This window comes from Arthrobacter sp. TJ-236 (assembly GCF_058269235.1).
On the sequence record NZ_JBZCNI010000002.1, the window covers coordinates 220,252 to 242,302 of the forward strand.

The window sequence follows — 22,051 nt, forward strand, 5'->3', positions numbered from 1 at the left end:
TCATGGGAGGCAGAGGTGGCTCGGAACTGGAACTGTATTCGAATGCGGTCGATTTAGTGGCCAAGTTAGACCTTTGATAGGGCTATGTGAGTAATCACCGAGCGAAGGCGGACGGCTTGACTGTAGTTGGCATACATGGCGTTGGTCAGGAACAGCTGGGTCGTGCTCAGTTGAGGACCAAATGGCTCGATGCGTTCGAGGACGGTCTGAGACTGGCCGCTATAGCAGAAGAAATCGTGAGCGGGCCGGATCTGAAGTTGGCTTTTTATGGAGATCTATTCCTGTCTGAAGCTGACCAAGGAGTACCTGCGTTTAGAGGACGTAGAGGACCTGAGTTACCAGATTACAGTCAGGTTTCCCCGGAGGAAGAGGAATTCTTGGTTAGGGCGTTGACGGAAATCTCGCTTTGCAGCTCAATAAAGACGAAAGGTCAAGTTGCGATTCCGACGGCACTTCTGCCCTTGACTCAGCGCATGAGTAGTCAGTTCGACCTCTGGTGGATCACCGCTCTTATCAGTGAACTGAGGCAGGTTCGTCGGTACCTCGCAGATGATACGCTGGCTGCTAATATACGCGGTAGGTTGCTCGACAGCATCGGATCTGGTTGCGACGTTCTAATTGGGCACTCCCTGGGTTCGGTTGTCGCGTATGAAACGTTAGCGCTGAACGCCGATTGCAAGGTCGAAAGATTAATCACATTAGGTTCCCCATTGTCGATGCGAACGGTATCGAGCCGGATGAGGTTCGGCATAAGTCCGCGGGGGAATTGTTTGCCGGGTAATCTGGCTAGTTGGATTAATATTTTCGACAAAGTCGATCCAGTCGCTGCCGCAGGTGGGGTTTCTGCTGTCTGGCCCCAGGTTGATGATTTCGAGGTGAGTAATGGTAGTGATTCGCACTCAGTGACTCGCTATCTGTCCAAGAGGATCACGGGCCGCGCAGTACTTGATGCTTTGCGTAGCGACCATTAGTCGTGAGCTGTGTCTCGGAAGAAGGCGGTAGTGCATCTGGTATGTCTGCCGCAGATTCGCCAAGAGTGGGAGTCAGAGTCAGGGTTAAACGTGAAGTTTTCTTTAGCATGCTTCATGAGCTCAAGGGCTAGCCGTCAGGAGAGTCGACCGCCACCTGCCGAGCGGCCGGGGACTCGAGATACAGCATCTGGTTGTGAAAGCGTTTTTCACGGATTGGCACGCGGCCCGCAGCTGTGAGCCAAAATGGCGGAAGTGAGTTGATCAAAAGAAGAACGGGCTGAGCCCTACTTCTCGTCAACCTTGGGGTTACCCAACCCGAGATGCTTTCATCGAGCAACGCTGCTTGGGCGCTCGGAATTTCCTAAACTTAGCCCGCTACTTGACGATCGCGTACATTTGCCATCGGTTCACGAGAGCTCCTTCGCGATCCCGAGGGGTGTGAGGAATTGGGGCTGCTCGGTCGTGGCCAGATCATACGTTAGCAGGCGCTTCTGACCTGCAACGCGCAGGTCAGAATAGGCGGTTCATCGAGCGTTACGGCTGCTCGATAGGGAGCGGGTCGGAAGTGGGTCATGCGCAAGGAGCTGATCCTCCTGGCGACGGCCGAGCCGGAGCGGAGAAATCTCGATTACCAAGTCGCAGGTACGCCTGGGAAGCTATCTAACGCTAATTGTCAGGATGTAGGCGCACGCAGTCGCTCGGGACATCACCGCAGTTCGCGGTCCGTTCTTGCGAGCCGCAAGTCGACTTCACTGTCAGGGCTGATCGCGGTGGGGCGCTGTGTTGCTGGCTATGTGATGCTGTGGCAGATTGGCGGCGAGGTAGGAGCACCTGGCGGTCGTCTTCGTCGCACCCCGTTTGCTGTACAAATTGCTGGCACTGGGCGGCCCGCTATTCTGAAGGTCCGAGCGCAGTGTCGCGCCGGGTTGCAGGAGACAGGTGCCATGCATGCCGCAGCTTCCCACGCCACACCAGACCCATAACTACGGGAACCACGCCCCGCCGTCGGAGCTCGACCGCATCACCGAGCTCGCTGGCGACCTCGCCGGACGGTTCGAGCTGGTACCACTCCTCGAGCGCGTGCTCGGGCACGCCGTCGCGCTCTTGGACTGTGAGAGCGGCTCCATCTCTATCGTGCACGAGACGGAGGGCCACTACCGCAAGGAAGTTGACCAGGGCGTCAGCTGCCATCAGGGCCAGACCTTCCCATTGACGGAGGGTCTTACCGGACAGATCGTCGCCACCCGTGGAACGGTGATCCTTGACCGCTACGCATCTGTGGCCATCGGGCATATTGGTCCCACTGACCCACGCTGGGGGAGCGCCGTCATCGGTGTCCCCATTGCCTGGGATGGCGGCATCATCGGGACCTTCGCCATATTCAGCAGCGGACCCGGCCGCATGTTCACCGCGGCTGACGCGTCTCTGGTCGAGCTGTTCGCCAACCACGCCGCCATTGCCATTATGAACTCCCGTCTACACCAGGCCGCCGCTGAAAAGGCGCGCGAAGCTGCCGTCGCCGGTGAACGGGAACGGGCCGTGCAGGGCGTTCACGAGACCATCGGCCGGTCCCTCGGTTCGCTCCTGTTGCACCTCGATCGGGCGGACAAGGCGACCCCGGGCGGTTCACCCTCGATCCAGCACATCGACTCCGCCCGCGTGCTCGCCCACGAAGCTCTCTTTGAAACCCGCCGCACGGTGCTCGGCCTCGCGCCCGCGAGCCTCGCCGGTAGTTCCCTCGAGGACGCGGTCCGGCAAGAGCTCGACCGAGTGGGCACCAGCTATCCCATCGACTTCACGCTCCTCGTTACCGGGGAGCAGCACGAGCTGGCGCCAGTCGTCGCGCACCAGCTGTTCATGCTGACGCAGGAGGCGGTCGCGAACGTCGTCGCCCACGCGCGCGCCACCACCTGTCGGGTCGGCATCTTCTACGACGCCACCGCCATGGCGGCCGTCATCGAGGACAACGGCCGCGGTTTCGACCGCGGTGCGACGCTGAGCGATACCGATAGCGGCAAGACCCGACTCGGCCTGCACGGCATGGCCGCCCGCGCCCATTACCTTCGCGGCGAACTGCACGTCGACTCGACGCTGGGCTGGGGCACCAGCATCCGCGCGGAGGTTCCCTATTCCTCTAACGGCGACGGGTCTCGGGAACGCTGGAAGGTTCTCGTCGCCTGCACGCAGCCGCTTATTCGAGCCGGACTCGTGCGGATGCTCGAAACGTCCGAGCCGTCGGTCCAGGTTCTCGGTGAACTAGACACGCTGGGAGACCTCACCGAGGCGGTGTCGTTGTTGCAGCCGGACATGATCATCCTCGACGAGCAAATGCTGAGTCAGCACGCGGACGCGAGGAACTCAAGCGGAGACAAAGTCGAGCGGCCCATTGTCGCCGTGGTTGACAGCCCCACGCATGAGCAGTTGGCGGCCGCGGCGTCGTTGGGCGTACGGGGTTTCATCTCGCTGTCCTCGACGCCTTCGGAGGTGGCGCGCGTTGTCGTCGCCGCCGCCCGAGGAGACGCCCTGCTGGACGGCGCTATGTTCAGCCAGCTCACCGGGACCCGGCACACCTTCGAGCAGGAACCGACGGCCGCTCATCTGACGGCCCGCGAACTTGAGGTGCGCGATCTGCTCGCCGAGGGCCTAGCAGACAAGCAGATCGCCACGCGGCTCGGGATCTCAGTGAAGACCGTGGAGAAACACGTGGGGTCGATGCTCCGGAAGACCGGCGCCCGAAATCGCACCATGCTGGTGACTCTGTAGCAGGATGCGCTGTTTCAGACCCTAGGTCGCCAGCGTGGGATGCTCGCGTCGAGCACCGCAACCTGCTCGGTCGGCATCGTTCCGTTGACCAAGCGCCTTCGCTGCGACCACACCCAGACCTTTAGCGACCGCTCCTCGCTGCCTTTCTCCGACTCCACCCGCGGCTGACGCCCGTGCTCCCTGATGAAGCGCAGGTACGCTTCGAGTCGCTGCTGCCAGTGGTCCTCAGCACGAGGGGCGACGTACCAGTCGCCCAGCGTGTCGAGGAGACAGACCTGCTCAGCGGTAAGTGCTTTGGCGTGGTGCTTGTGACGCTGCACGTAGAGGAAGTGGTGGCACATTCGTTCCCATACCCGCCCTGTTTGTGTCGGGAAGCGTCCGACGGTGTCGATGAACCACTGGAGGTTGTCGTAGCGCTGCTGCCACGTAAGAAGGGGGCGGACCCGCGGAAGCGATGGTTGGTTGTGCACGACGCGCCGCCGCTGGAAGAACGACTCGTCTTTGCGGTCTGCTCTCTCTGCTACCCGGCGTACTGCCCGGGTCTCGACCCTGCAAAGCTTCGCAATCCGCTTAGGGGTCAGACCGCGCTCGTACATGAGGAGCCACTCCTCGTGCGACCGGCACGGGCCCCACTCTTCCTCGTCCTCCATCTACTCGGCGGAAAGGTCTTCCGGAGTTAGCCTCGACCGCTGCTTTTCCGATTGCTCGTAGAGGCGGCCAATGTACTCCTCGAGCTTTGACCGCTCGATCCGCCACTGGCCGCGGCCGCCGACCTGGATTGCGGGTAGCGCGCCAGACTTCAGAATCGCGTACATCTGAGACTGGCTCACCGCCAGCTCCTTAGCGACGTCGACTGGGGTCATGAAGCGGGGTTGCTCGGTCATGGGCCGATCATATGTTCAGCGGGGCTCCTACCCTGCACTGCATGAGTCAGAACAAGCGGTACGCCGAGCACTCCGGCTGCTTGATGAACGAGTGGATCGGGGAGTGGGTTATGCGCGAAGAGCCGATGCTCCTGACGGCGGCCGAGTAGCAGCTACGACAGAAGCCGCCGAGGAACTTCGACCAGCCACGCGGGGTGTATGCGTGGGTGCGATACCCGACGCAGGCTGTAAGGATGCAGGCGCACGCGATTGCGTGAACGTCGACAGTTAATAGGGCCGATTCCGCGACCCGCATGCCGATTCGTGCAGGTGGGGCTAGGTGTGGCGAGATGCGGTGTCGCCGCTTGAGTACGGTGAGTGATGGCTCCTCATCGCAAGCATCATCTGACCGGGTCAACTCGGTGGCAACTATTGGTGAAGCCGTCAGCTGGCGGACTAGGTCGCAATCTCGCATAAATTTTGGGGCAGGTCAGGCGAGTGCCGCCCAACCTAACCGCAGCATGCTCTGACTCGGCAGGGCGCGGCCCGGAAGCGGTGGGTCCGGGAGGCCCTCTGTGACAATGGGCGCATGAGCCAGCCAGCAGCCCTGCATCACGAGGAATCAATCGCCATCGAGGCGTCGGTAGAGAGCGTCTACGACCTCGTCGCGGACGTCACCCGCACTGGCGAGTGGAGCCCGGTCTGCACGCAGTGCTGGTGGGAGGACGCCGCCGAGGCAGGCCAGCTCGGTGCCTGGTTCACCGGACGCAACGTACTTCCCAACCGTACGTGGGAGACCCGATCGCAGGTGGTCGCCGCCGACCGCGGACGCGAGTTCGCGTGGTTGGTCGGCGGTGACAGGGTGCGCTGGGGCTACACGCTGGCCCCGGTGGGAACGGAAACTGTCGTCACCGAATCGTGGGACTTCCTGCCGGAAGGCATCGCCTTCTTCGCGGAGAAGTTCGGGGATGATGCCCCCGCCCAGATCGCCGACCGAACCCGGCTCGCCCACGAGGGCATCCCGAGGACGCTCGCCGCGATCAAGCGGATCGCCGAGGCCGGCACGTAGCGCCGTCGTCGTGCGTTCTCGATTGAACTCTCACCAGCCGTCTCAGTAGGCGGCGACGCCCGCCGTCGCCACTTCCTGGTCCTGCTCGATGGTGCCGGTGGAGACGCCGATGGCGCCCATGATGCTGCCGTTGCGCACGAGCGGGATGCCGCCAGGGAACACCGCGAGACGTCCGCCGTGCGCATCGCTCAGCCCGTAGATGGGGCCGTCCTGACGGGTGACGCCCTGCAGGTCGCCGGTCTCGCACTGGAACGCGATGGACGTGTAGGCCTTGTTGATCGAGATGGTGATGCTGCCGATGTTCGCGCCGTCCATCCGCAGGTGCGCCTTCAGGTTGCCGCCGGCGTCCACCACGGCGATGTCCATCGGCTGGCCGATCTCCGTGGCCTTCGCCGCGGCGGCGTCGATCACGCGGCGGGCTTCCTCGGAGGTGATGGTCTCGAGCACTGATCCCTGGGGCATGGGGTGTCCTTCGTCGTCGAAGTTCGTTCAGGAGGGGTAGAGAGCGGCCGGGCCGGCCGCGCCCCACTCAACCACCCGGCGGCGCGCCCTGGCGAGGTGGTGATTACCCCCAGAGGGGAGGGAGGGGTTACACCCATTCCGGCGCGGGCGGCGTGCCCCTAGCGTGGGGAGCAGCCTACGTAAGGAGTCATCGCCATGGGCGTCGTACCGCTGAAGGACATCGTGGAGCCGGCCTTCCAGGCCCGCTACGGGGTGCCCGCCATCAACATCTTCAACGACCTCACCATGGAGGGCGTACTCGCCGGAGCCGTGGAGGCCAACTCCCCGGTGATCCTGCAGACCTCTGTGAAGACCGTGCGCTCCGTCGGCTCGCGGGTGCTGTTCGACATGTGGCAGTCCATGACGCGCGGCATCGAGGTGCCCGTCACCCTGCACCTGGACCACTGCCCCGACCGCGCGGTGGTCACCGAATGCCTGAAGGCCGGCTGGAACTCGGTGCTGTTCGACGCCTCCGAGCTGCCGGTGGAGGAGAACCAGCGGCAGACCATCGACGTCGTCGCCGAGGCCCGCAGCTACGGTGCGCAGGTGGAGGGCGAGATCGAGGCCATCACCGGCGTCGAGGACGATCACGGGTCCGACGAGGTGTCCAAGCAGCAGAGCCTCGAGGTGGCGCTCGCGTTCATCGACGCCACCGGGATCGACGTCTTCGCCCCCTCGATCGGCAACGCCCACGGCAGCTACAAGGCCGCGCCGGTGCTCGACGTCGACCGCGTCACGCAGATCGTCGAGGCACGCAACCTGCCCATCGCCCTGCACGGCGGCAGCGGCCTGAGCCCCGAGCAGTTCGCCGACCTCATAGCCCGCGGCTGCGCGAAGGTCAACATCTCCACGGCCCTCAAGGAGCAGTACATGCAGTCCAGCCTCGCGTTCCTCAAGCAGGCCGAGCAGAACAACAAATGGGATCCGCCGTCGCTGTTCAAGCACACGCGGGCGGACACCGTTGCGATGGTCACCGACCTCTGCGCCCAGTTCGGCAGCGCGGGCAAGGGCGGCCGCTGACCATGCCGGCCCTCATCTTCGACTGCGACGGCGTGCTCGCCGACACCGAACAGTACGGTCACCTCCCCGCCTTCAACCAGACCTTCACGGACTTCGACGTGCCCGCGCAATGGAGCGTCGAGGAGTACGCGGAGAAAGTGAAGATCGGCGGCGGGAAGGAGCGGATGCGGAGCATCCTCACGCCGTCTCTGACCGCGTCGCTCGGACTGAACGACGACGCCGCGGTCGACGCCGCGATCCTCGCCTGGCACAAGCGGAAGACGTCCGTCTACACGGAGCTCGTGGAGAGCGGCGTCATGCCGGCCCGGCCCGGCATCGCGCGGATCGTGCAGGAGGCGCACGACGCCGGGTGGACCCTCGCCGTCGCCTCCACCTCCGCGGAGCCCGCGGTGCGCGCGGTCCTGACGCACGCCGTCGGGCCCTCCCTCGCGGCGCAGTTCTCGGTGTTCGCCGGGGACGTGGTGCCCGCGAAGAAACCCGCACCGGACATCTACCTGCTGGCGCTCTCCGAGCTGGGGGTGTCCCCGGACGATGCGATCGTCGTCGAGGACAGCAGCAACGGGCTCCGCGCCGCGGTCGGCGCCGGGCTCCGCACCGTGGTGACGGTCAGCGGGTTCACGCGCGAGGAGGACTTCACGGGGGCGTCCCTCGTGGTCAGCTCCCTCGGGGATCCCGGCGAGGACGCCGAGGTGCTCGCAAGCCCTGTGGGCGTCACGCCGTCCGGGACCGTCACGCTCGCCACCCTGCTCGATCTGCTGGCCCAGCCGGCCCCTCTCGCACCGACTCACGAAACGGAGACACCATGAGCGCCACCGACCTCGCCGACGTCGAGTTCACCGTCCACTCGCTGGCGAAGACCGCCGTCGAGAAGGAGAAGGAGTTCGGCGACGTCGACGCCGTGGTGGGCGACGGCGACCTCGGCTACTCCCTGGCCCGCGGCTTCGAGAAGGTCCTTGCGGACTGGGACTCGTTCAAGCGCGACGACGTCGCCACGTTCCTCCAGCAGATCGCCATCGCGATCTCCAGCAGGATCGGCGGCACGTCCGGACCGCTGTGGGGCACGGCGTTCCTGAGGGCATCCGCCGCCGCGAAGACGGTGTACACGATCGACGGCACCGCCGTCGTCGCCATGCTGCGCGGAGCCACCGACGGCATCAAGGCCCGCGGCAATGCCGACCTCGGCGACAAGACCCTGCTCGACGCCCTCATCCCCGCGACCGACGAACTCGAACGGCAGCTTGCGGCCGGCGCCTCGCCGTCGGACTGCCGGGCAGCGTTCGCGGCAAAGATCCGCGAGTGCGCGGATGCGACGTCGACCATGGAGGCCCGCCGCGGCCGCGCCAGCTACAGCGGGGAGCGCAGCATCGGTTCGCCCGACGCCGGGGCGGTGGCCGTGGCCATCATCGCCGAGCGCATCGTGGCCGACTGGCCCTGATTCTTCCTCCCGTCCCCATTCATCCCGACTCACAACGAAGTGGAGAACCCATGAAGAAGTTCGTCAATAATCCGCAGCAGTTCGTCCCCGAGATGCTCGAGGGCCTGGCGCTCGCGAACCCGGACACCCTGAAGTACGTGCCCGAGTACAACCTGATCATGCGCGCCGACGGTCCGGACCAGAACAAGGTATCGATCGTGCAGGGCTCCGGGTCGGGGCATGAGCCCGCGCACGTGATGATCGTGGGCAAGGGCATGCTCGACGCCGCCTGCCCGGGTGACGTCTTCGCCGCCCCGCCTTTCGACTACGTGTACGAGACGACCAAGCTCATGGCGTCGCCGAAGGGCGTGCTGCTGCTGGTCAACAACTACACCGGCGACAAGATGGTGTTCGAGATGGCGCAGGAGATGTCCTCCGCCGAGGGCATCGAGGTGAAGACGCTCTTCATCAACGACGACGTCTCCGTGGAGGACTCGACCTACACGATCGGCCGCCGCGGCGTGGCGGGTAACTTCTTCGTCATCAAGGCCGTGGCCGCTGCCGCCGAGCGCGGTGCGGATCTCGACGAGGTCATCCGGATCGGCGAGAAGGTCAACTCCGTGACCCGCACCATGGGCGTCGCGCTGACCGCGTGCACGCCGCCGGCGAAGGGCAGCCCGCTGTTCGAGCTGGGCGAGGACGAGATCGAGATGGGCGTGGGCATCCACGGTGAGCCGGGGCGTCGTCGGGCGAAGATGATGTCGGCCAACGAGATCGTCGAGGAGCTCCTGGCCCCGGTGGTCAAGGACCTGCCGTTCGAGAGCGGCGACCGCGTGGCCCTCATGGTGAACGGCCTCGGCGGCACCCCGATCAGCGAGCTGTACCTGTTGTACGGGCAGGCGCACAAGCGTCTCGCGGAGCAGGGCATCACGGTGAGCCGCAACTATGTGGGGGAGTACTGCACGTCCCTGGACATGGCCGGCGCGTCCATCACGCTGGTGAAGCTCGACGACGAGATCGAGTCGCTGCTCGCGGACCCAGCGGAGATCCCCATCCGCACGTTCTAGGTTCATCACACACGACGGCGGGCCGGTCACCTTCGGGTGCCCGGCCCGCCTCTCTGTGCTGCTCGAGTTCGAGGGGCTTCGATCAGGGGCGCGCGCTCTCGGTCTGCGGGCCGGTCCGCATGGCGTCGACCTCGCGACACAGGAGCGTGAAGACCGCCGAGAGGTTCTCCATCGGACCCACATCCAAGCGTCGGGGGTGGTCGGGGTCTTCTGGTAAGGGGCAGGCCAGTCGGGCCATTTCGTCCAGAGCGTGCTTCAACCCGGCCGGGGTCATCCGTTCCGACCCGATGTGCTGTTGCGGATCCCACTCCGGATCCGCAGCTTGAGGCTGGTCAGGGGTCACGACGGCGAACGCGAACGGCCACCCGGCGTCGTCCGACAGACGGGTGAGGATCTCCAAGAGCGCGAAAGTGGCGTCTCCGGCTTGATCCCACGGGCTGCGCCGCATCGCATGGTCATGGCCTCCCCGGTCCGTCGAGTACCAGACACCGTCACCGGCCTGCCCGATCTGTCCTCCCTTGACCTCCAGGACCAGGACCGCACCCTTCCACAGGACCACGAAGTCCACCTCACCCATCACCTTCTTGCGGTGTCGAGGAAGGGGGACCGAATGGAAGGCCACACCGTCATCGGAACGGATGTCCCGGAGCGATCCGGCGACCCTACGTTCGGCGTGACTCCGGGCGTCGACGTTCTCGCTCGACGCGATCAACCTCATGATTCCTCCACCAACGAGTAGTGCGTGTGACTCAGAGGTCGCCGCCCCGCAGCACGTCCACGTGCACGTGGTCGAGGTGCCGCAGGATCTCGTTCGCAGGCTGAGGCGCGTCGTAATTCTGCCAGCTCCCGCGGGAGTTGCGGGAGCTCCAGAAGCGGTCGTCGAAGATCACGTATTGGATATTCAGCTCGTCGGCGTGGGCCACCAACCAGTGGGCGACCATCCAGCCTGAACGCCGGTTGTCCTCGCTGACCGGCCGGAAGAACACGTCCACCGCGCGGCCGTCGTAGTGCGTCGACTCGCCGCCGTGGCCCTGGCCCACGCCGCCGGGCTCGAAGCCGCCGAGGCTCTGCTCGCCGAAGACCTCGGTCATCGCCGTGCGCACGCCTTCCGCGCGCGGCGTGAGCCCTGTCGCGGTCAACTCCTCCTGCGGCAGCCCGTCGGCAGCGGTTCCCTCGCACCGCAGCACGGGCCCGGCGTCGTCCGCCGGTCCGGTGGTGAGCGCCTGCAGGACGGCGTCGTCGATCCCCGCCGTGTCGGGTGAGGCCAGGCCGCGCGCCTGCAGCGCGACCGCCGTCGTCGCCAGCTGGGCCTCCTCGCGGTCGAGCCCGATTGTCCCGTCCGCCGTCTCGACGGTGCAGTCGGAGGTGCCGAGCAACGGGCCGGCGCCGGAGCGCACACCGCTGATGAGGCCGGGGCCGACGAACGCGAGCACCGCGCAGAGGGCGCCGACCACCACGAGCCCGAGTAGGACGCCGGCCGAACGTCGTCGGCGGCGGACAGCGGTGCTACTGGGCACGGGCGGCGCCTGCCATGACACGCGCCGTCGGACGCCTGCTCGCTCGTGCTGTGCGCACCGTGCTCATGTCGGCCGAACCTTCCGTCGTCGTCGGGCGCTGGCTCACGATCGGAACAGGACAGCACCCAGAAGGTTAATCGACGGGACGCGGAGGTAGTTCCATGGCGGGATCGTCGGACGACGGGGAAGGCGAGGCTGCGCCGCGCAGGAAGAAAGCGCCGAGTGATCCTGCGAGGGTGGCGAAGACGGCGACCGAGTAGACGGCGAGCAGTACCTGGAGGACGCGCGCGAAGGGGGTGGTCGGGGTGATCCCTGTGCCGGTGATGGTGGCCATCGCCGATTCGAAGAGGGCGTCCGCGTAGGAGGTGTGCGTGCCCGTCGCGTACAGCAGTTGGCTGGAGGCCAGGATGACGACGGCGGTCACGGCCGCCAGCCATCCGATGCGGCTCGAGAGAAGCCGTCCGGCCGAGCGCGATCCGCGCACACCCGCGGAGATGATGCCGCCGAAGCGGGCGAATCGGGCCAGGCGGACGACCCGCAGCGCCTGCAACGCCCGGAAGAAGCGCAGGAAGGGCACCAGGAGGAAGACGACCTGCCACCAGCTCTTCTTCCAGAACGCCCGGCTGAAGCCCGCGATGTACGCGCGCAGCAGGAACTCGGCGACGAACACCGCCCAGAAGACCCAGCCCAGGATGGTGAAGAACAGGATCATCCCGGGGCTGGTGGCCAGTAGCTGGCCGAGCACCACGAAGAGGAAGATGACGCCGAGGATGCCCATCGGCTTGTCCAGCCGGGCGGCCACGGCCTCGGCCCGGCGCAGCGCGGTCTCCGGCGGTACCTCCGCGCCTTCGATGTCGGTCATCGCTGGTCAGTCGTCGTCGCGGGGGTAGCCGATGATGCCGCTCATGGCGGAGCCGCTCCCCAGTGCCTCCGTGGGGATGACGCTGAGGGTGCCGTTGGTCTCCAGGACGACGGCGGCGACCGAGGACAGATCGCCCGTGCCGGTACTGCGGACGGCCTGCAGCACCTCGGACTCGGTGAGCCGGTTGCGGCGGAGCTCGCCGTGCTGCAGGCGGCCGTCGACGACGAGGGCTGTGGGCTTCGCAGTGATCGCGTTGCGTGCTCCCGGCCGGCGGCCGGACACCCAGGCGACGGCGAACTGCAGCCCTGCGAGGAGAACCAGTGCGGCGACCCCTTCGGCGTAGGCGACGTCGGAACTGAGGAGGATGGTCGCGAGGGTGGAGCCCAGAGCGACGGTGATGATGAAGTCGAAGGCATTGAGTTGGCTCAGCGTCCTCTTCCCCGAAATTCGCAGGAGGCCGATCAGGGTGGCGTAGGACACCGCGCCCACGATCAGGACCCGGAGGATGTCCGCCCAGGAGTCAAACCACATGGTCGCCTCTGTCCGTACCGACGTCAGGCGTGGTGTCAGGGCCCGGGAAGCAGATGCCGGACATCGTGCAAGAGCTCATCATCGTGGTCTCCTTCACTGAGGCTCGCGTCCACCTTACTGATGCTGCGGCGCCGGTAGCCGCTTCCGCCTGCCGGTTGACGGCGGGCCGAGTGTGGGCGGCTGCCTCGCCCGCGCACCGATAAGCTGCGCTCGGCACGTCATCGCGTCAACGATCTCTGGGGGATCCCATCACCGCATCACCGGGCCCGTCTCAGCCCTCAAGACCTACGACTTTCCGGCCGAAGGTCCGCCTCCTCACGGCCATCACCGCCGGCCTTGCCCTCTTCCTCGTGGTCATCGGGCTCATCAGCAACGGGTTGAGCGGCGCACTGGTCATGGCCGCGATCTTCGCGTTCTTCACCGGCATGTACACACTCCTCACCAGTAGGCCATCATGGGCGCAGCTCCGGGGACGACGGGCCGGGGCAATGACGGCAGGCGCTGCCGTCGTCGTCATGATGCTGGGAAGCGCCATCGCTCCGGCGTCGGACTCGGCGCCCACGGCCGTTGCGGAGCAGACCACTGCACCGACCACCGGGCGTGCAGGGACGAGCGCCCCCAGCACCAGCGCTCCCACGTCCTCGCCGACGCGGTCCGCAACACCGTCACCGTCACTCACGGCAACTCCCACACCCAGCCCGACGACGTCGGACGTCGCCCCGCTCGACGCCGACGCCGTCGTCGAGGCCACCGGAACGCCGGCAGCGCCATCGGACCAGCCGGCCGCGAACACCACCGCGCTCGCCCTACTGGAGACGCTGCCCATCAAGGGCAGGGCGCCGAAGACCGGCTACGACCGCCAGCAGTTCGGGCAGGCGTGGCTCGACGTGGACCGCAACGGCTGCGACACCCGCAACGACATGCTCAACCGGGACCTGGCGGACATCGTCCACACGAACTCGGTACCGTGCAAGGTGCAGTCGGGCACGCTGGCCGACCCCTACACGGGAACCACGATCGCGTTCAAGCGCGGGCAGACGACGAGCGACGACGTGCAGATCGACCACGTCGTCGCCCTGTCCGACGCCTGGCAGAAGGGTGCGCAACGGCTGACCGCTGATCAGCGGGTCGCCTTCGCGAACGATCCGCTCAACCTCCAGGCGACCGACGGGCCCACGAACCAGCAGAAGGGCGCGGGTGACGCCGCCACCTGGCTGCCGCCGAACAAGGGGTACCGCTGTGAGTACGTGGCGCGGCAGGTCTCCGTGAAGGCGACCTACGCGCTGTGGGTCACGCAGGCCGAGCGCGATGCGATGGCGCGCGTGCTGTCTGACTGCAACGGCATCCTCGCGCCGACGAACCAGGTGGCGCCGTCCGTGGCCGCGCCGACCAACGAGGCTGCGGTGCCGGCCCCCGCGCCCGTCGTCGTGCCCGTCGTTCCTGCCCCGGCGCCCGTGGTCCCCGAGCCTGTCGTCGTCCCGGTTCCGGTCGCCCCCGCGCCGGTCGCCCCAGCGCCTGTAGGGCCGGCGCCGTTCTATCAGAACTGCGATGCGGTCCGTGCTGCCGGGGCCGCCCCGATCTACCCGGGCGACCCCGGCTTCCAGCCGAAGTTCGACGGGAACGACGACGGCGTGGGCTGCGAGTAGTGACACGTCCGGAGAACTTGTTCACACCCACCCTCGAGAAGGCGGCATGAGAAAAGCAGCTCTCAGTATCGGCATCATCAACGCGCTCTTCATCGTGTTCTCAGCAATGTGGATCCTGTTCATCAGGGAGACCGGCATTCCGTTCTTCCCACTCCTCGTGATTCTGAGCTTCTTCGCGGGAATCGTGGGGATCGTCTTGGCGGCAGCGACGAGGAAGGAGCTTCCGCTGAGGACGGGGAAGCTCGCGCTCATCCTGAACATCTCGGTCGTCGTGCTCTACGTGGTGGTGCCGATCCTTCTGGTCGTCTTCGTCATCGGGGCGATGTTCATCCCGATGGGAGGTTAGGGAGACTTCCGAGGTCAGACCGGCGCAGCACTGCACTGTGCTTGCGTATTGCTAGCATTGTGCAACATGAGGACCCTCTATCTTCGAAATGTGCCGGACGACGTCGTGGAACGGTTGCAACAGCTCGCCGACATCGACGGGTCGTCGCTGAGCGCGCTTGCCGTGCGTGAGTTGTCAGCAGTGTCCCGCCGCGCTCTGAACCCATCACTCATGTGGACGTTGCCCGACCTCGGCGTTGATGCTGCATCGATCGTCGAATCGCTTGACGCTGATCGCAATGCTCGATGATCGTGCTCGACGCGTCAGCCGCGCTGTCCGGACTCCTGAACGCCGGGCCGACGCGCGATCTGCTCGCGAGCGAATCGCTTCAGGTTCCGCACCTCATCGACTCCGAAGTGGTCAGCGGTCTGCGTCGACTCGTCTCCGCGCGCAGGATCACTGCTGATGATGGCTTGAACGCGCTGATCGTCTGGCGCGATCTCGGGCTGACTCGCCATCCGCTGGCAGGCGCGCTGGAGCGCATGTGGGAACTCCGGGCGAACCTGTCCGCCTACGACGCCGGGTATGTTGCGCTCGCGGAAGCACTGGGTTGTTCCCTGGTGACGGCCGACCGGCGAATCAGCGGCGCGCCAGGTGTCCGCTGTCCCGTCACCGTCGTGCCCGCGTAGGGGGCAGTGCCAGACCGGAGCAGCGCTACATGCTCCAGGGCTCTGCGTGGATGTCCGTCTCGTCCGACCAGCGGCGCTGCAGTGCGTACAGCTCGTCGACGATGTCCTGCGGGAGCGGCTGGATGTCGCGACTGACGGCGAGCAACTCCTTCAGGTTCTCCTCGCGGCTCGTCGAACCGACGGTGGACACCACTCCGGGCGTGCTGTGCGCGAAGCGCATGCAGAACTCCGGCCAGCTGGCGACGCCGGACCGGTCGAACACGGGAGCCACCTCGATGGCGCGCTCCTGCCGATAGGGCTGCCATGCGGCGCCGGGAACGTCGCGGAGGGTGTGGACAGGAGCTCCGGCGACGGTGCGCATCGAGATGATGGCTTTGTCCTGCGCCAGCAGCTCGTCCCAGAGCTCGTTCGACGCGAAGCGCTGCAGCGGGTTCAGGTAGAAGATGTAGCCGTCGACCAACCCGTCCAGATGACCGGCCCGCAGCGCGGCGAGTGGTGCCTCGGATGTCCACGGGAAGATCTCGAGGACGAAGCGACGCACGAGGCCCTCGTCGCGAATGAGCTCAAGGTCGGTCAGCGTCTGACCGCCTAAGACCATGTCCTCGGCGAACGCACCCGCGCCGGTGAGCTGCCCGATGTCGATCGAGCTGATGCCCAGCGGCTCGATGTTCTCCGCGACGGTGGCACGGACGTCGTCGACCGTTCCGCCGCCCAGCTTCACGATGACCGGCGGGATCATCGACGGCTTGTCGGCGAAGGCGGTGCCGAGGACCTCGAGGGCGTGATCGTACTGGCGGGAGGTGTGGAGCCACAGCCCGGCGTCGATCGCCGTGCGTGCCATGCGTGCCTGCTGGGCGGGGGCGACGTCGTCGTGCCCCAACCGGGTGGTCCCGTAGATGTACGGGGGAAGGTCTTCGAGGGCATTCATTGCCTCAGGCTACCGGGGAGGTCCAGCGCCCGCCGTCGCCTGAAACGCTCAGGGTGCTGATCTTCACGGAGGGGAAACACCGGTGAAACCGCTGACGCCTAGCGTCGAAGACACCCATCCACCCGCCTCGACCCCGGAGTTGCCATGCAGCGGAACCTCACTCCCGACGGACTCTCCACCGACATCCTGGGCATCGCGAACATGCCGATCCTCTGGGTGCTGGCGGTGGCCGTGTTCGGGACGATCATCGTGCAGTCGCTCATCTACATGAGGGCCGCGCGCAAGGCCGGACCGGCGGCGGACATCTCGGCGGAGGAGCTGAGAACGTCCTTCCGGGCGGGAGCGGTCGCCGCGATCGGGCCGTCCCTCGCCGTCGTCCTCGTGAGCATCGCTCTGCTGACCCTCTTCGGGACGCCCGCCGTGCTCGTCCGGGTCGGTCTCGTGGGATCCGCCGCGACGGAGTCGGCGTCGGCCAGCCTCGCCGCCGGGACCATGGGCGCGACGCTCGGTGGACCGGACTACACGCAGGCCGTCTTCGTGGTCGCGTTCATGGCCATGAGCCTCTCCGGCGCAGGATGGATGCTCGGAGCGCTGATCCTCACGCCGATCCTCAAGCGCGGCGACTCGAAACTGCGGTCGGTCAACCCGAAGCTCATGATGATCGTCCCCGCAGCCGCGCTCATCGCCGCGTTCGCGAGCCTCGGTGCCGCCGAACTCGTGAAGACACCGGTGCACATCCTGACCGTGGTCATCTCCGCGATAACCATGGGCGTCTGCCTGCTGCTCGCGAGCCGGACCTCTGCCACCTGGCTGCGCGAGTGGGGCCTCGGCATCTCGATCATCGTCGGCCTGATCGGCGCCTACGCAGCCCACACTTCCGGCATGGCCCCGGCCGCCTGATCCGTCTCCCCGAAAGGCACACCATGGCTACCACCACACCCGTTCTCGCATCGGGCTCCATCGCCGAGTTCGACCGCACCACCACCCGCTGGGGACAGCTCACCATGGGGTTCGGCCTGCTGCTCTCACTCGCGGCGCCGCTCTACCTGGTATTTTTCACGAACCTCGGGATCAGCCCCGGCATGATCTGGACGGCCTACCTCGCGGTGGCCGCCGCCTTCGCCGTGTTCTGGATCGTCGAGCCCATCACGTACTTCCCGGTGCTCGGCCCCGCCGGCATGTACCAGGCGTTCATGATCGGCAACATCGCGAACAAGCTGCTGCCCTCCGCTCTCGTGGCCCAGGCGGCGATCGGTGCGAAGGCGGGTACGAAGCGCGGCGAGTTCTCGGCGCTCATGGCCATCTGCGGCGCTGCCATGGTGCACGTGTTCTCGATGCTCCTCTTCGTGGGCATCCTCGGCACGTGGCTGGTGAGCGTGATCCCGACGCCGGTCACCGACGTCGCCCGCCTGTACATCTTCCCGGCGATCATCGGCGGGGTGCTGGTGCAGCTCATCGTCACCATGAAGCAGCCGCGCGTCACGGTGATCGCCGTCGTCGTCGCGCTCCTCGTGCTCTTCGTGCTCGTGCCGATGTTCCCCATCCTCACGAAGGGCGCCACCGGTATCACCGTGTTGCTCACCGCAGTGCTCGCGTGGTTCCTCCGTTCTCGCGCGGAGAGCGCGTCACCTGATGTACTCGTGAACTAGACCACCCCCAGCCGCTCCTCCGGAAGGACACCATGGCCATCGACACCGCAGTCTTCGAGCTCACCGACACCCACACCACGGCGATGCACGAGCTGTACCGGCACCTCCACGCCCACCCGGAACTCTCCATGCAGGAGACGCACACCGCCGCGTTCATCCTCGAGAAGCTGACGCACCTGGGGCTGGACACCTTCATGTGCGGCGGGACCGGAGTGGTCTGCGTCCTCCGGAACGGCGACGGACCGGTGATCGGCTACCGCGCCGACACGGACGGCCTACCCATGCTGGAGGACACGGGCCTGGACTACGCGAGCACGACGACGGGCGCACTCGCCGACGGGACCGCGGTCCCGGTGATGCACGGCTGCGGGCACGACACCCACATCACGGTCGGCCTGACCGCCGCCCAGCTGCTGACCGAGAACCTCGACGCCTGGTCCGGCACCGTCGTCTTCATCTTCCAGCCCGGTGAGGAGATCGGCGAAGGGGCGGAGGCCATGGTCGAGGACGGGCTGTGGGACACAGCGCCGAAGCCTTCCATCATCTACGGGCAGCACGTGTGGCCCGGACTCACAGGAACCGTCAACATCAGCAAGGGCACGGCCATGGCGATGGCCGACTCCTGGCGCGTCACCGTGCAGGGCAAGCAGGCGCACGGCTCGCAGCCCGAGCAGTCGATCGACCCGATAGTCCTCGGCGCCCACATGGTGGTCCGGCTGCAGACCGTCGTCTCGCGGGAGGTGCACCCGATGAAGTCGGCCGTGGTCACCATCGGCACGTTCCATGCGGGGCTGAAGGAGAACATCATCCCTGCGACGGCTGAGTTCACCCTCAACGTCCGGACGTTCGACCCCGCCGTACGCGAGCGTGTGCTCGCCTCCCTCCGCCGGATCATCAGCGCGGAAGCAGCGGCGTCGGGTGCGCCGGAGCCGACCATCGAGGAGATCACGAGCTTCCCGCAGTGCTACAACGATCCCGACTCGACGACGGACCTGATGGCGGTGCTCGCTGAGGTGCTGGGCGAGGACGCCGTGATCGAGTCGCCGCCCGTGATGGGCAGCGAGGACTTCGGACTGCTGGCCGAGGCCATCGGCGTGCCGAGCGTCTACTGGTTCTTCGGCGGGCACCCGCAGGCACTGCTCGACGGCGACACCCCGCCGCCCGGTAACCACTCGCCCTTCTTCGCGCCCGCCCTCGAGCCGACCCTGACCACGGGTGTGCGCGCTGCCATGACGGCGCTGCTCTCGCAGGTCGGGACGCCCGCGTGACCGCTGAGCTGCACGAGCTCTCCGCCGTCGAGCTGACCGGCGCCATCCGGCGTGGCGAGGTGTCTGCGCGGGAAGCGCTCGAAGCGCACTTCGCGCGGATCGACGCCGTCAACGGCGCGATCAACGCCGTCGTCACCCAGGACCGCGAGGGAGCGGCGGCGCTCGCGGCCGCCGCGGACCGGCTGACGACGTCGGGCGCCGACCTCCCGCCGCTCCACGGGCTGCCGATGACGCATAAGGACACCCACAACACGCGGGGCATGCGCACCACGCAGGGGTCGGCGATCTTCAAGGACTTCGTTCCCACGTTCGACGACCTCGTCATCGGGCGCCTCCGCGCCGCGGGAGTGGTGACGACCGGCAAGACCAACGTGCCCGAGTTCGCCGCCGGGTCGCACACCTTCAACGAGGTGTTCGGCACCACCGTGAATCCCTACGACATCACCCGGAGTGCGGGTGGCAGCAGCGGGGGAGTGGCGGCGTCCATCGCGGCGCGGATCCAGCCACTGGGCGACGGCAGCGACATGGGCGGATCGCTGCGGATCCCGGCGTCCTTCTGCAACATCGTCGGGTATCGGCCGTCCATCGGCGTTGTGCCCTCCGTGCCCACGCGTAACGCCTGGGCCTGGCTGAGCCGCACCGGGCTGATGGCGCGTAGCGTCGAGGACATCGCGCTCGGCATGACGGCGATCGCGGGTGCCGATGCGGCCGTCCCCTACGCCTACCCGGTGCGGGGGTCCTTCGGCGACCCGCTGGAGCGCGACCTCACGGGCCTGCGCATCGGGTGGTCCGCCGACGCGGGGCTCGGCGTCCCCGTGGACCGCGAGGTGCTGCGCGTGCTCGAGGGGCAGCTGCAGGTGTTCACCGATCTCGGTGCCACCGTCGAGGACGCGGCTCCGGACCTGCGCGACGCCGACCGCGTCTTCACGACCACGCGGGCCTTCGACTTCGTGCTCGGCCTCGGCGAGCTGGTGCGGAAGCACGGCGACGTGATCAAGCAGGAGATCCGGTGGAACGTGGAGCAGGGGCTGGCCCTGACCGCTCAGGACCTCGTGGACGCCGCACTCGCCCGGACCAGGCTCGACACGAGCGTGCGCCGGTGGTTCGGCCGGTACGACGTCCTCGCCACTCCGGCCGCGCAGGTCCTCCCGTTCGATGCGGCCCAGCGCTACCCGACGTCGGTGAACGGCGTGGAGTTCGGGACGTACCTCGACTGGATGCGCTCGGCCACCCTGATTTCCGCGACGGGTCTACCGGCCGTCTCGGTACCGTCGGGCTTCAGCGACGGCGGTCTGCCGGTCGGTCTGCAGCTCGCCATGCCGCACGGCGGCGACGTCGACCTGCTGCGGGTGGTCCACGCCTTCGAGCAGGCGACGGGCTGGGCGAAGCGCACGCCGGACCTGTGAGGCCCGCCGCTCAACGGTTGATGATGTGCCAGAGGATGACGTCGTGGGCGTGCTTGGCCTTCTCGTCTCCCCGGAAGTCCGCTTCGAAGGCTTTGGAGCCGGCCGAGACCGCGATCGACGAACTGGACGCGAACTTCCCCAGCATCGACTTGTTGGTCAGCATCGATACCGCCTGGATGTTGCGGTACGGCAGTGACGTGAGCGCCACCTTATTGCCCACGAAGCTCTTGTCCTGGAGGATCACCCGCTGATTGGTCAGGCCGATGAAGCCCGTCCCCACGCCGATGCAGTCGTAGACGGCGATGGGCTGTTCGCCCTGAAGAAGGCCGGCGACGATCATGTGCAGCTGCTCGGGCCGACCGTGCGCTACCTGGTTCATCCGACATCTTTCTGTTGGCGGGTCGAGGCTGCGCGTCGCAGGATCGACGGATCCGCTGTGTCCGGTTCGACCAGCATCCCCGATCCGGCGGCCTGGGCGATGCACCACGCCCTGAGCCCGCCGGGCACGAGTGCCTTCAACCCGATCCCTCCTGTGATGTGCGTGCCGACGAGCGAGCCGAACAGCCCCACGTGGAGGCCGCTCGACCTCAATCGCTCGTCCCTGAGGCTCGCGAGCAGAGCGTTCCTCACGTCTTCAGGTGACGCCGAGGCTGCCGGTACGAGCCGTTCGACGTGAGCCTTGACGATCGGACCAACCATCGCGTGCGGCCCTTTCGATGGCGCCTTCGTCACCACTGCTCGGGTAGCTGTAGAGGGCGGGGAGGCATCACGGCCGGGTGGGACGATTTCCGTCCGGTCGGCACCGGCATTGCTGTCCGTTCCGCCGCCCGCACCGGTGTGGGCGGCAGCGCCGGTGTCGAGGAGGGCAGCCAGTTCGAGGTGCAGGGCTGCCAGTTCGCGGTGGATCGCTGCAACGCGATGTGCCGTCGGCACGGGAGCGGGCGGCGGGGGCGCGATTTTCCGCCGGACTCCGTTCGAGATGGAGCATCGGAACAGCTCCGCCAGTGCCTCTGCCAACTCGATGCGGCACGCAGAGCCCTCGACGACGAGCGCAGCGGGGCCGGTGATCCGTTCGATCGTCACGGCAAGGTCGTCGAGCGTGGTGTGCACGCGGCCAAAGCGCAATCGTTCGAGCTGCGTTGCACCGGTCACCTGCGGTGAGTACACCGCCTGGTACGGATTGACGGCCAATTCCTCGACAGCAGGAAAATGCTGATCCCGGATGCCACGCAAGGCTTTCCGGACTGCCTTGGCCTGTTTGCTCACCTGCTCCACAGGGTTCGAGACGGTGGTCCCATCGGCGAGGACCCACGGCTTTCCCTCGTCCGTGGCCTCCAGGACGGGCGACGGGAAATGCTTCCACTCGCTGACGAGGAATGTGCCCTTGACGGCGTTGTAGAACAGCCAGTCGACCTCGGCCACCGGCTGCCCCGGCACGTCCACGCGGCAGTTGCTGAAGGCCCAGACGTGATCGTCGAGGAGCCGGTGAAGGCGGGCTACGTTGGCTGCGCGCGCAGTGTCCGCTGCAGTGCTGGTCGAGGGGAAATGAAGCATCGTGATCC

The 22,051-nt window shown here is 66.7% G+C and carries 25 protein-coding genes; 15 read left to right on the forward strand and 10 right to left on the reverse strand.

What is annotated here, in order from left to right; translation table 11 throughout:
* Nucleotides 1-116: 116 nt before the first annotated feature.
* On the forward strand, nucleotides 117-971 hold the full coding sequence (locus tag AC4D16_RS09735) for an alpha/beta fold hydrolase (RefSeq protein WP_490954835.1): 855 nt from the start codon (nucleotides 117-119) through the stop codon (nucleotides 969-971).
* Nucleotides 972-1,919: 948 nt separating this feature from the next.
* Nucleotides 1,920-3,734, forward strand: a complete 1,815-nt coding sequence (locus AC4D16_RS09740; protein WP_490954836.1) for a hybrid sensor histidine kinase/response regulator transcription factor — start codon at nucleotides 1,920-1,922, stop codon at nucleotides 3,732-3,734.
* 14 nt (nucleotides 3,735-3,748) lie between these two features.
* On the opposite strand, the gene AC4D16_RS09745 is transcribed toward AC4D16_RS09740, so the two are convergent.
* Both AC4D16_RS09745 and AC4D16_RS09750 read right to left on the reverse strand, forming a co-directional pair.
* A complete protein-coding gene (locus AC4D16_RS09745) occupies nucleotides 3,749-4,330 on the reverse strand; it encodes a helicase associated domain-containing protein (RefSeq protein ID WP_490954837.1) in 582 nt (193 codons plus the stop codon).
* Between the two features lie 54 nt (nucleotides 4,331-4,384).
* Nucleotides 4,385-4,618 (reverse strand): helix-turn-helix domain-containing protein, encoded by a 234-nt coding sequence (locus AC4D16_RS09750; RefSeq protein WP_490954838.1) that lies wholly within the window; start codon nucleotides 4,616-4,618, stop codon nucleotides 4,385-4,387.
* 568 nt (nucleotides 4,619-5,186) lie between these two features.
* Between AC4D16_RS09750 and AC4D16_RS09755 the strand changes: the two genes are divergently transcribed.
* A complete protein-coding gene (locus AC4D16_RS09755) occupies nucleotides 5,187-5,666 on the forward strand; it encodes an SRPBCC family protein (protein WP_490954839.1) in 480 nt (159 codons plus the stop codon).
* A 42-nt stretch (nucleotides 5,667-5,708) separates the two neighbouring features.
* Here the strand turns inward: AC4D16_RS09755 and AC4D16_RS09760 are convergent, their stop codons facing one another.
* Nucleotides 5,709-6,128, reverse strand: coding sequence for a GlcG/HbpS family heme-binding protein (locus AC4D16_RS09760; RefSeq protein WP_490954840.1), 420 nt, complete (start codon nucleotides 6,126-6,128; stop codon nucleotides 5,709-5,711).
* A gap of 195 nt (nucleotides 6,129-6,323) precedes the next feature.
* Between AC4D16_RS09760 and AC4D16_RS09765 the strand changes: the two genes are divergently transcribed.
* The 4 genes from AC4D16_RS09765 to dhaK are packed head-to-tail and all read left to right on the forward strand — an operon-like array spanning nucleotide 6,324 to nucleotide 9,668.
* The gene (locus AC4D16_RS09765) at nucleotides 6,324-7,187 is read left to right on the forward strand and encodes a class II fructose-bisphosphate aldolase (protein WP_490954841.1); all 864 of its coding nucleotides are present in this window, start codon (nucleotides 6,324-6,326) and stop codon (nucleotides 7,185-7,187) included.
* Nucleotides 7,188-7,189: 2 nt separating this feature from the next.
* Nucleotides 7,190-7,993, forward strand: coding sequence for an HAD-IA family hydrolase (locus AC4D16_RS09770; RefSeq protein ID WP_490954842.1), 804 nt, complete (start codon nucleotides 7,190-7,192; stop codon nucleotides 7,991-7,993).
* Nucleotides 7,990-8,622: a dihydroxyacetone kinase subunit DhaL gene (dhaL, locus tag AC4D16_RS09775; protein WP_490954843.1), complete on the forward strand. Its 633-nt coding sequence runs from the start codon at nucleotides 7,990-7,992 to the stop codon at nucleotides 8,620-8,622. Before AC4D16_RS09770 ends, dhaL begins: the two co-directional genes overlap by 4 nt.
* A 50-nt stretch (nucleotides 8,623-8,672) precedes the next feature.
* Entirely contained in the window at nucleotides 8,673-9,668 is a 996-nt protein-coding gene (dhaK, locus tag AC4D16_RS09780) for a dihydroxyacetone kinase subunit DhaK (RefSeq protein ID WP_490954844.1), read from the forward strand.
* A gap of 82 nt (nucleotides 9,669-9,750) precedes the next feature.
* On the opposite strand, the gene AC4D16_RS09785 is transcribed toward dhaK, so the two are convergent.
* From AC4D16_RS09785 to AC4D16_RS09800, 4 genes are all read right to left on the reverse strand, one after another.
* Nucleotides 9,751-10,386, reverse strand: a complete 636-nt coding sequence (locus AC4D16_RS09785; protein WP_490954845.1) for a nuclease-related domain-containing protein — start codon at nucleotides 10,384-10,386, stop codon at nucleotides 9,751-9,753.
* A 31-nt stretch (nucleotides 10,387-10,417) separates the two neighbouring features.
* Nucleotides 10,418-11,185: a VldE C-terminal domain-containing protein gene (locus tag AC4D16_RS09790; protein ID WP_490954846.1), complete on the reverse strand. Its 768-nt coding sequence runs from the start codon at nucleotides 11,183-11,185 to the stop codon at nucleotides 10,418-10,420.
* 133 nt (nucleotides 11,186-11,318) lie between these two features.
* Complete coding sequence (locus AC4D16_RS09795) at nucleotides 11,319-12,047, reverse strand: ion transporter (RefSeq protein WP_490954847.1); 729 nt, start codon at nucleotides 12,045-12,047, stop codon at nucleotides 11,319-11,321.
* A 6-nt stretch (nucleotides 12,048-12,053) separates the two neighbouring features.
* Nucleotides 12,054-12,578 carry a DUF421 domain-containing protein gene (locus tag AC4D16_RS09800; RefSeq protein WP_490954848.1) on the reverse strand — a complete coding sequence of 175 codons (525 nt, stop codon included), beginning with the start codon at nucleotides 12,576-12,578 and terminating at the stop codon, nucleotides 12,054-12,056.
* Nucleotides 12,579-12,928: 350 nt separating this feature from the next.
* Here AC4D16_RS09800 and AC4D16_RS09805 point away from each other — a divergent pair, with 350 nt between their 5' ends.
* From AC4D16_RS09805 to AC4D16_RS09820, 4 genes are all read left to right on the forward strand, one after another.
* A complete protein-coding gene (locus AC4D16_RS09805; protein WP_490954849.1) occupies nucleotides 12,929-14,224 on the forward strand; it encodes a GmrSD restriction endonuclease domain-containing protein in 1,296 nt (431 codons plus the stop codon).
* 46 nt (nucleotides 14,225-14,270) lie between these two features.
* Nucleotides 14,271-14,570, forward strand: a complete 300-nt coding sequence (locus tag AC4D16_RS09810) for a hypothetical protein (protein ID WP_490954850.1) — start codon at nucleotides 14,271-14,273, stop codon at nucleotides 14,568-14,570.
* A gap of 66 nt (nucleotides 14,571-14,636) precedes the next feature.
* Nucleotides 14,637-14,858 (forward strand): hypothetical protein, encoded by a 222-nt coding sequence (locus AC4D16_RS09815; RefSeq protein WP_490954851.1) that lies wholly within the window; start codon nucleotides 14,637-14,639, stop codon nucleotides 14,856-14,858.
* Nucleotides 14,855-15,238, forward strand: coding sequence for a type II toxin-antitoxin system VapC family toxin (locus AC4D16_RS09820; protein ID WP_490954852.1), 384 nt, complete (start codon nucleotides 14,855-14,857; stop codon nucleotides 15,236-15,238). The genes AC4D16_RS09815 and AC4D16_RS09820 overlap by 4 nt, the downstream gene beginning before the upstream one ends.
* A gap of 25 nt (nucleotides 15,239-15,263) precedes the next feature.
* Here the strand turns inward: AC4D16_RS09820 and AC4D16_RS09825 are convergent, their stop codons facing one another.
* Nucleotides 15,264-16,166, reverse strand: coding sequence for an aldo/keto reductase (locus tag AC4D16_RS09825; RefSeq protein WP_490954853.1), 903 nt, complete (start codon nucleotides 16,164-16,166; stop codon nucleotides 15,264-15,266).
* Nucleotides 16,167-16,310: 144 nt separating this feature from the next.
* On the opposite strand from AC4D16_RS09825, the gene AC4D16_RS09830 reads away from it, so the two are divergent.
* From AC4D16_RS09830 to AC4D16_RS09845, 4 genes are read left to right on the forward strand one after another with little or no spacing between them, the layout of a single operon-like run.
* Complete coding sequence (locus tag AC4D16_RS09830) at nucleotides 16,311-17,066, forward strand: DUF5058 family protein (protein WP_490954854.1); 756 nt, start codon at nucleotides 16,311-16,313, stop codon at nucleotides 17,064-17,066.
* Nucleotides 17,067-17,089: 23 nt separating this feature from the next.
* On the forward strand, nucleotides 17,090-17,815 hold the full coding sequence (locus AC4D16_RS09835) for a hypothetical protein (protein WP_490954855.1): 726 nt from the start codon (nucleotides 17,090-17,092) through the stop codon (nucleotides 17,813-17,815).
* A 32-nt stretch (nucleotides 17,816-17,847) separates the two neighbouring features.
* Nucleotides 17,848-19,083 (forward strand): amidohydrolase, encoded by a 1,236-nt coding sequence (locus AC4D16_RS09840; RefSeq protein WP_490954856.1) that lies wholly within the window; start codon nucleotides 17,848-17,850, stop codon nucleotides 19,081-19,083.
* Entirely contained in the window at nucleotides 19,080-20,489 is a 1,410-nt protein-coding gene (locus AC4D16_RS09845) for an amidase (protein ID WP_490954857.1), read from the forward strand. Before AC4D16_RS09840 ends, AC4D16_RS09845 begins: the two co-directional genes overlap by 4 nt.
* A gap of 10 nt (nucleotides 20,490-20,499) precedes the next feature.
* Here AC4D16_RS09845 and AC4D16_RS09850 read toward each other — a convergent pair whose 3' ends face one another.
* Both AC4D16_RS09850 and AC4D16_RS09855 read right to left on the reverse strand, forming a co-directional pair.
* On the reverse strand, nucleotides 20,500-20,868 hold the full coding sequence (locus AC4D16_RS09850; protein WP_490954858.1) for a PH domain-containing protein: 369 nt from the start codon (nucleotides 20,866-20,868) through the stop codon (nucleotides 20,500-20,502).
* Nucleotides 20,865-22,043 carry a nuclease-related domain-containing protein gene (locus AC4D16_RS09855; RefSeq protein WP_490954859.1) on the reverse strand — a complete coding sequence of 393 codons (1,179 nt, stop codon included), beginning with the start codon at nucleotides 22,041-22,043 and terminating at the stop codon, nucleotides 20,865-20,867. The genes AC4D16_RS09850 and AC4D16_RS09855 overlap by 4 nt, the downstream gene beginning before the upstream one ends.
* Nucleotides 22,044-22,051 lie beyond the last annotated feature (8 nt).

Coding starts and splice junctions, on each gene's coding strand:
- AC4D16_RS09740 (WP_490954836.1), top strand. CDS start 1,920: ATGCCGCAGCTTCCCACGCCACACCAGACCCATAACTACGGGAACCAC.
- AC4D16_RS09745 (WP_490954837.1), bottom strand. CDS start 4,330: ATGTACGAGCGCGGTCTGACCCCTAAGCGGATTGCGAAGCTTTGCAGG.
- AC4D16_RS09750 (WP_490954838.1), bottom strand. CDS start 4,618: ATGACCGAGCAACCCCGCTTCATGACCCCAGTCGACGTCGCTAAGGAG.
- AC4D16_RS09755 (WP_490954839.1), top strand. CDS start 5,187: ATGAGCCAGCCAGCAGCCCTGCATCACGAGGAATCAATCGCCATCGAG.
- AC4D16_RS09760 (WP_490954840.1), bottom strand. CDS start 6,128: ATGCCCCAGGGATCAGTGCTCGAGACCATCACCTCCGAGGAAGCCCGC.
- AC4D16_RS09765 (WP_490954841.1), top strand. CDS start 6,324: ATGGGCGTCGTACCGCTGAAGGACATCGTGGAGCCGGCCTTCCAGGCC.
- AC4D16_RS09770 (WP_490954842.1), top strand. CDS start 7,190: ATGCCGGCCCTCATCTTCGACTGCGACGGCGTGCTCGCCGACACCGAA.
- dhaL (WP_490954843.1), top strand. CDS start 7,990: ATGAGCGCCACCGACCTCGCCGACGTCGAGTTCACCGTCCACTCGCTG.
- dhaK (WP_490954844.1), top strand. CDS start 8,673: ATGAAGAAGTTCGTCAATAATCCGCAGCAGTTCGTCCCCGAGATGCTC.
- AC4D16_RS09785 (WP_490954845.1), bottom strand. CDS start 10,386: ATGAGGTTGATCGCGTCGAGCGAGAACGTCGACGCCCGGAGTCACGCC.
- AC4D16_RS09795 (WP_490954847.1), bottom strand. CDS start 12,047: ATGACCGACATCGAAGGCGCGGAGGTACCGCCGGAGACCGCGCTGCGC.
- AC4D16_RS09800 (WP_490954848.1), bottom strand. CDS start 12,578: ATGTGGTTTGACTCCTGGGCGGACATCCTCCGGGTCCTGATCGTGGGC.
- AC4D16_RS09810 (WP_490954850.1), top strand. CDS start 14,271: ATGAGAAAAGCAGCTCTCAGTATCGGCATCATCAACGCGCTCTTCATC.
- AC4D16_RS09815 (WP_490954851.1), top strand. CDS start 14,637: ATGAGGACCCTCTATCTTCGAAATGTGCCGGACGACGTCGTGGAACGG.
- AC4D16_RS09820 (WP_490954852.1), top strand. CDS start 14,855: ATGATCGTGCTCGACGCGTCAGCCGCGCTGTCCGGACTCCTGAACGCC.
- AC4D16_RS09825 (WP_490954853.1), bottom strand. CDS start 16,166: ATGAATGCCCTCGAAGACCTTCCCCCGTACATCTACGGGACCACCCGG.
- AC4D16_RS09830 (WP_490954854.1), top strand. CDS start 16,311: ATGCAGCGGAACCTCACTCCCGACGGACTCTCCACCGACATCCTGGGC.
- AC4D16_RS09835 (WP_490954855.1), top strand. CDS start 17,090: ATGGCTACCACCACACCCGTTCTCGCATCGGGCTCCATCGCCGAGTTC.
- AC4D16_RS09840 (WP_490954856.1), top strand. CDS start 17,848: ATGGCCATCGACACCGCAGTCTTCGAGCTCACCGACACCCACACCACG.
- AC4D16_RS09850 (WP_490954858.1), bottom strand. CDS start 20,868: ATGAACCAGGTAGCGCACGGTCGGCCCGAGCAGCTGCACATGATCGTC.
- AC4D16_RS09855 (WP_490954859.1), bottom strand. CDS start 22,043: ATGCTTCATTTCCCCTCGACCAGCACTGCAGCGGACACTGCGCGCGCA.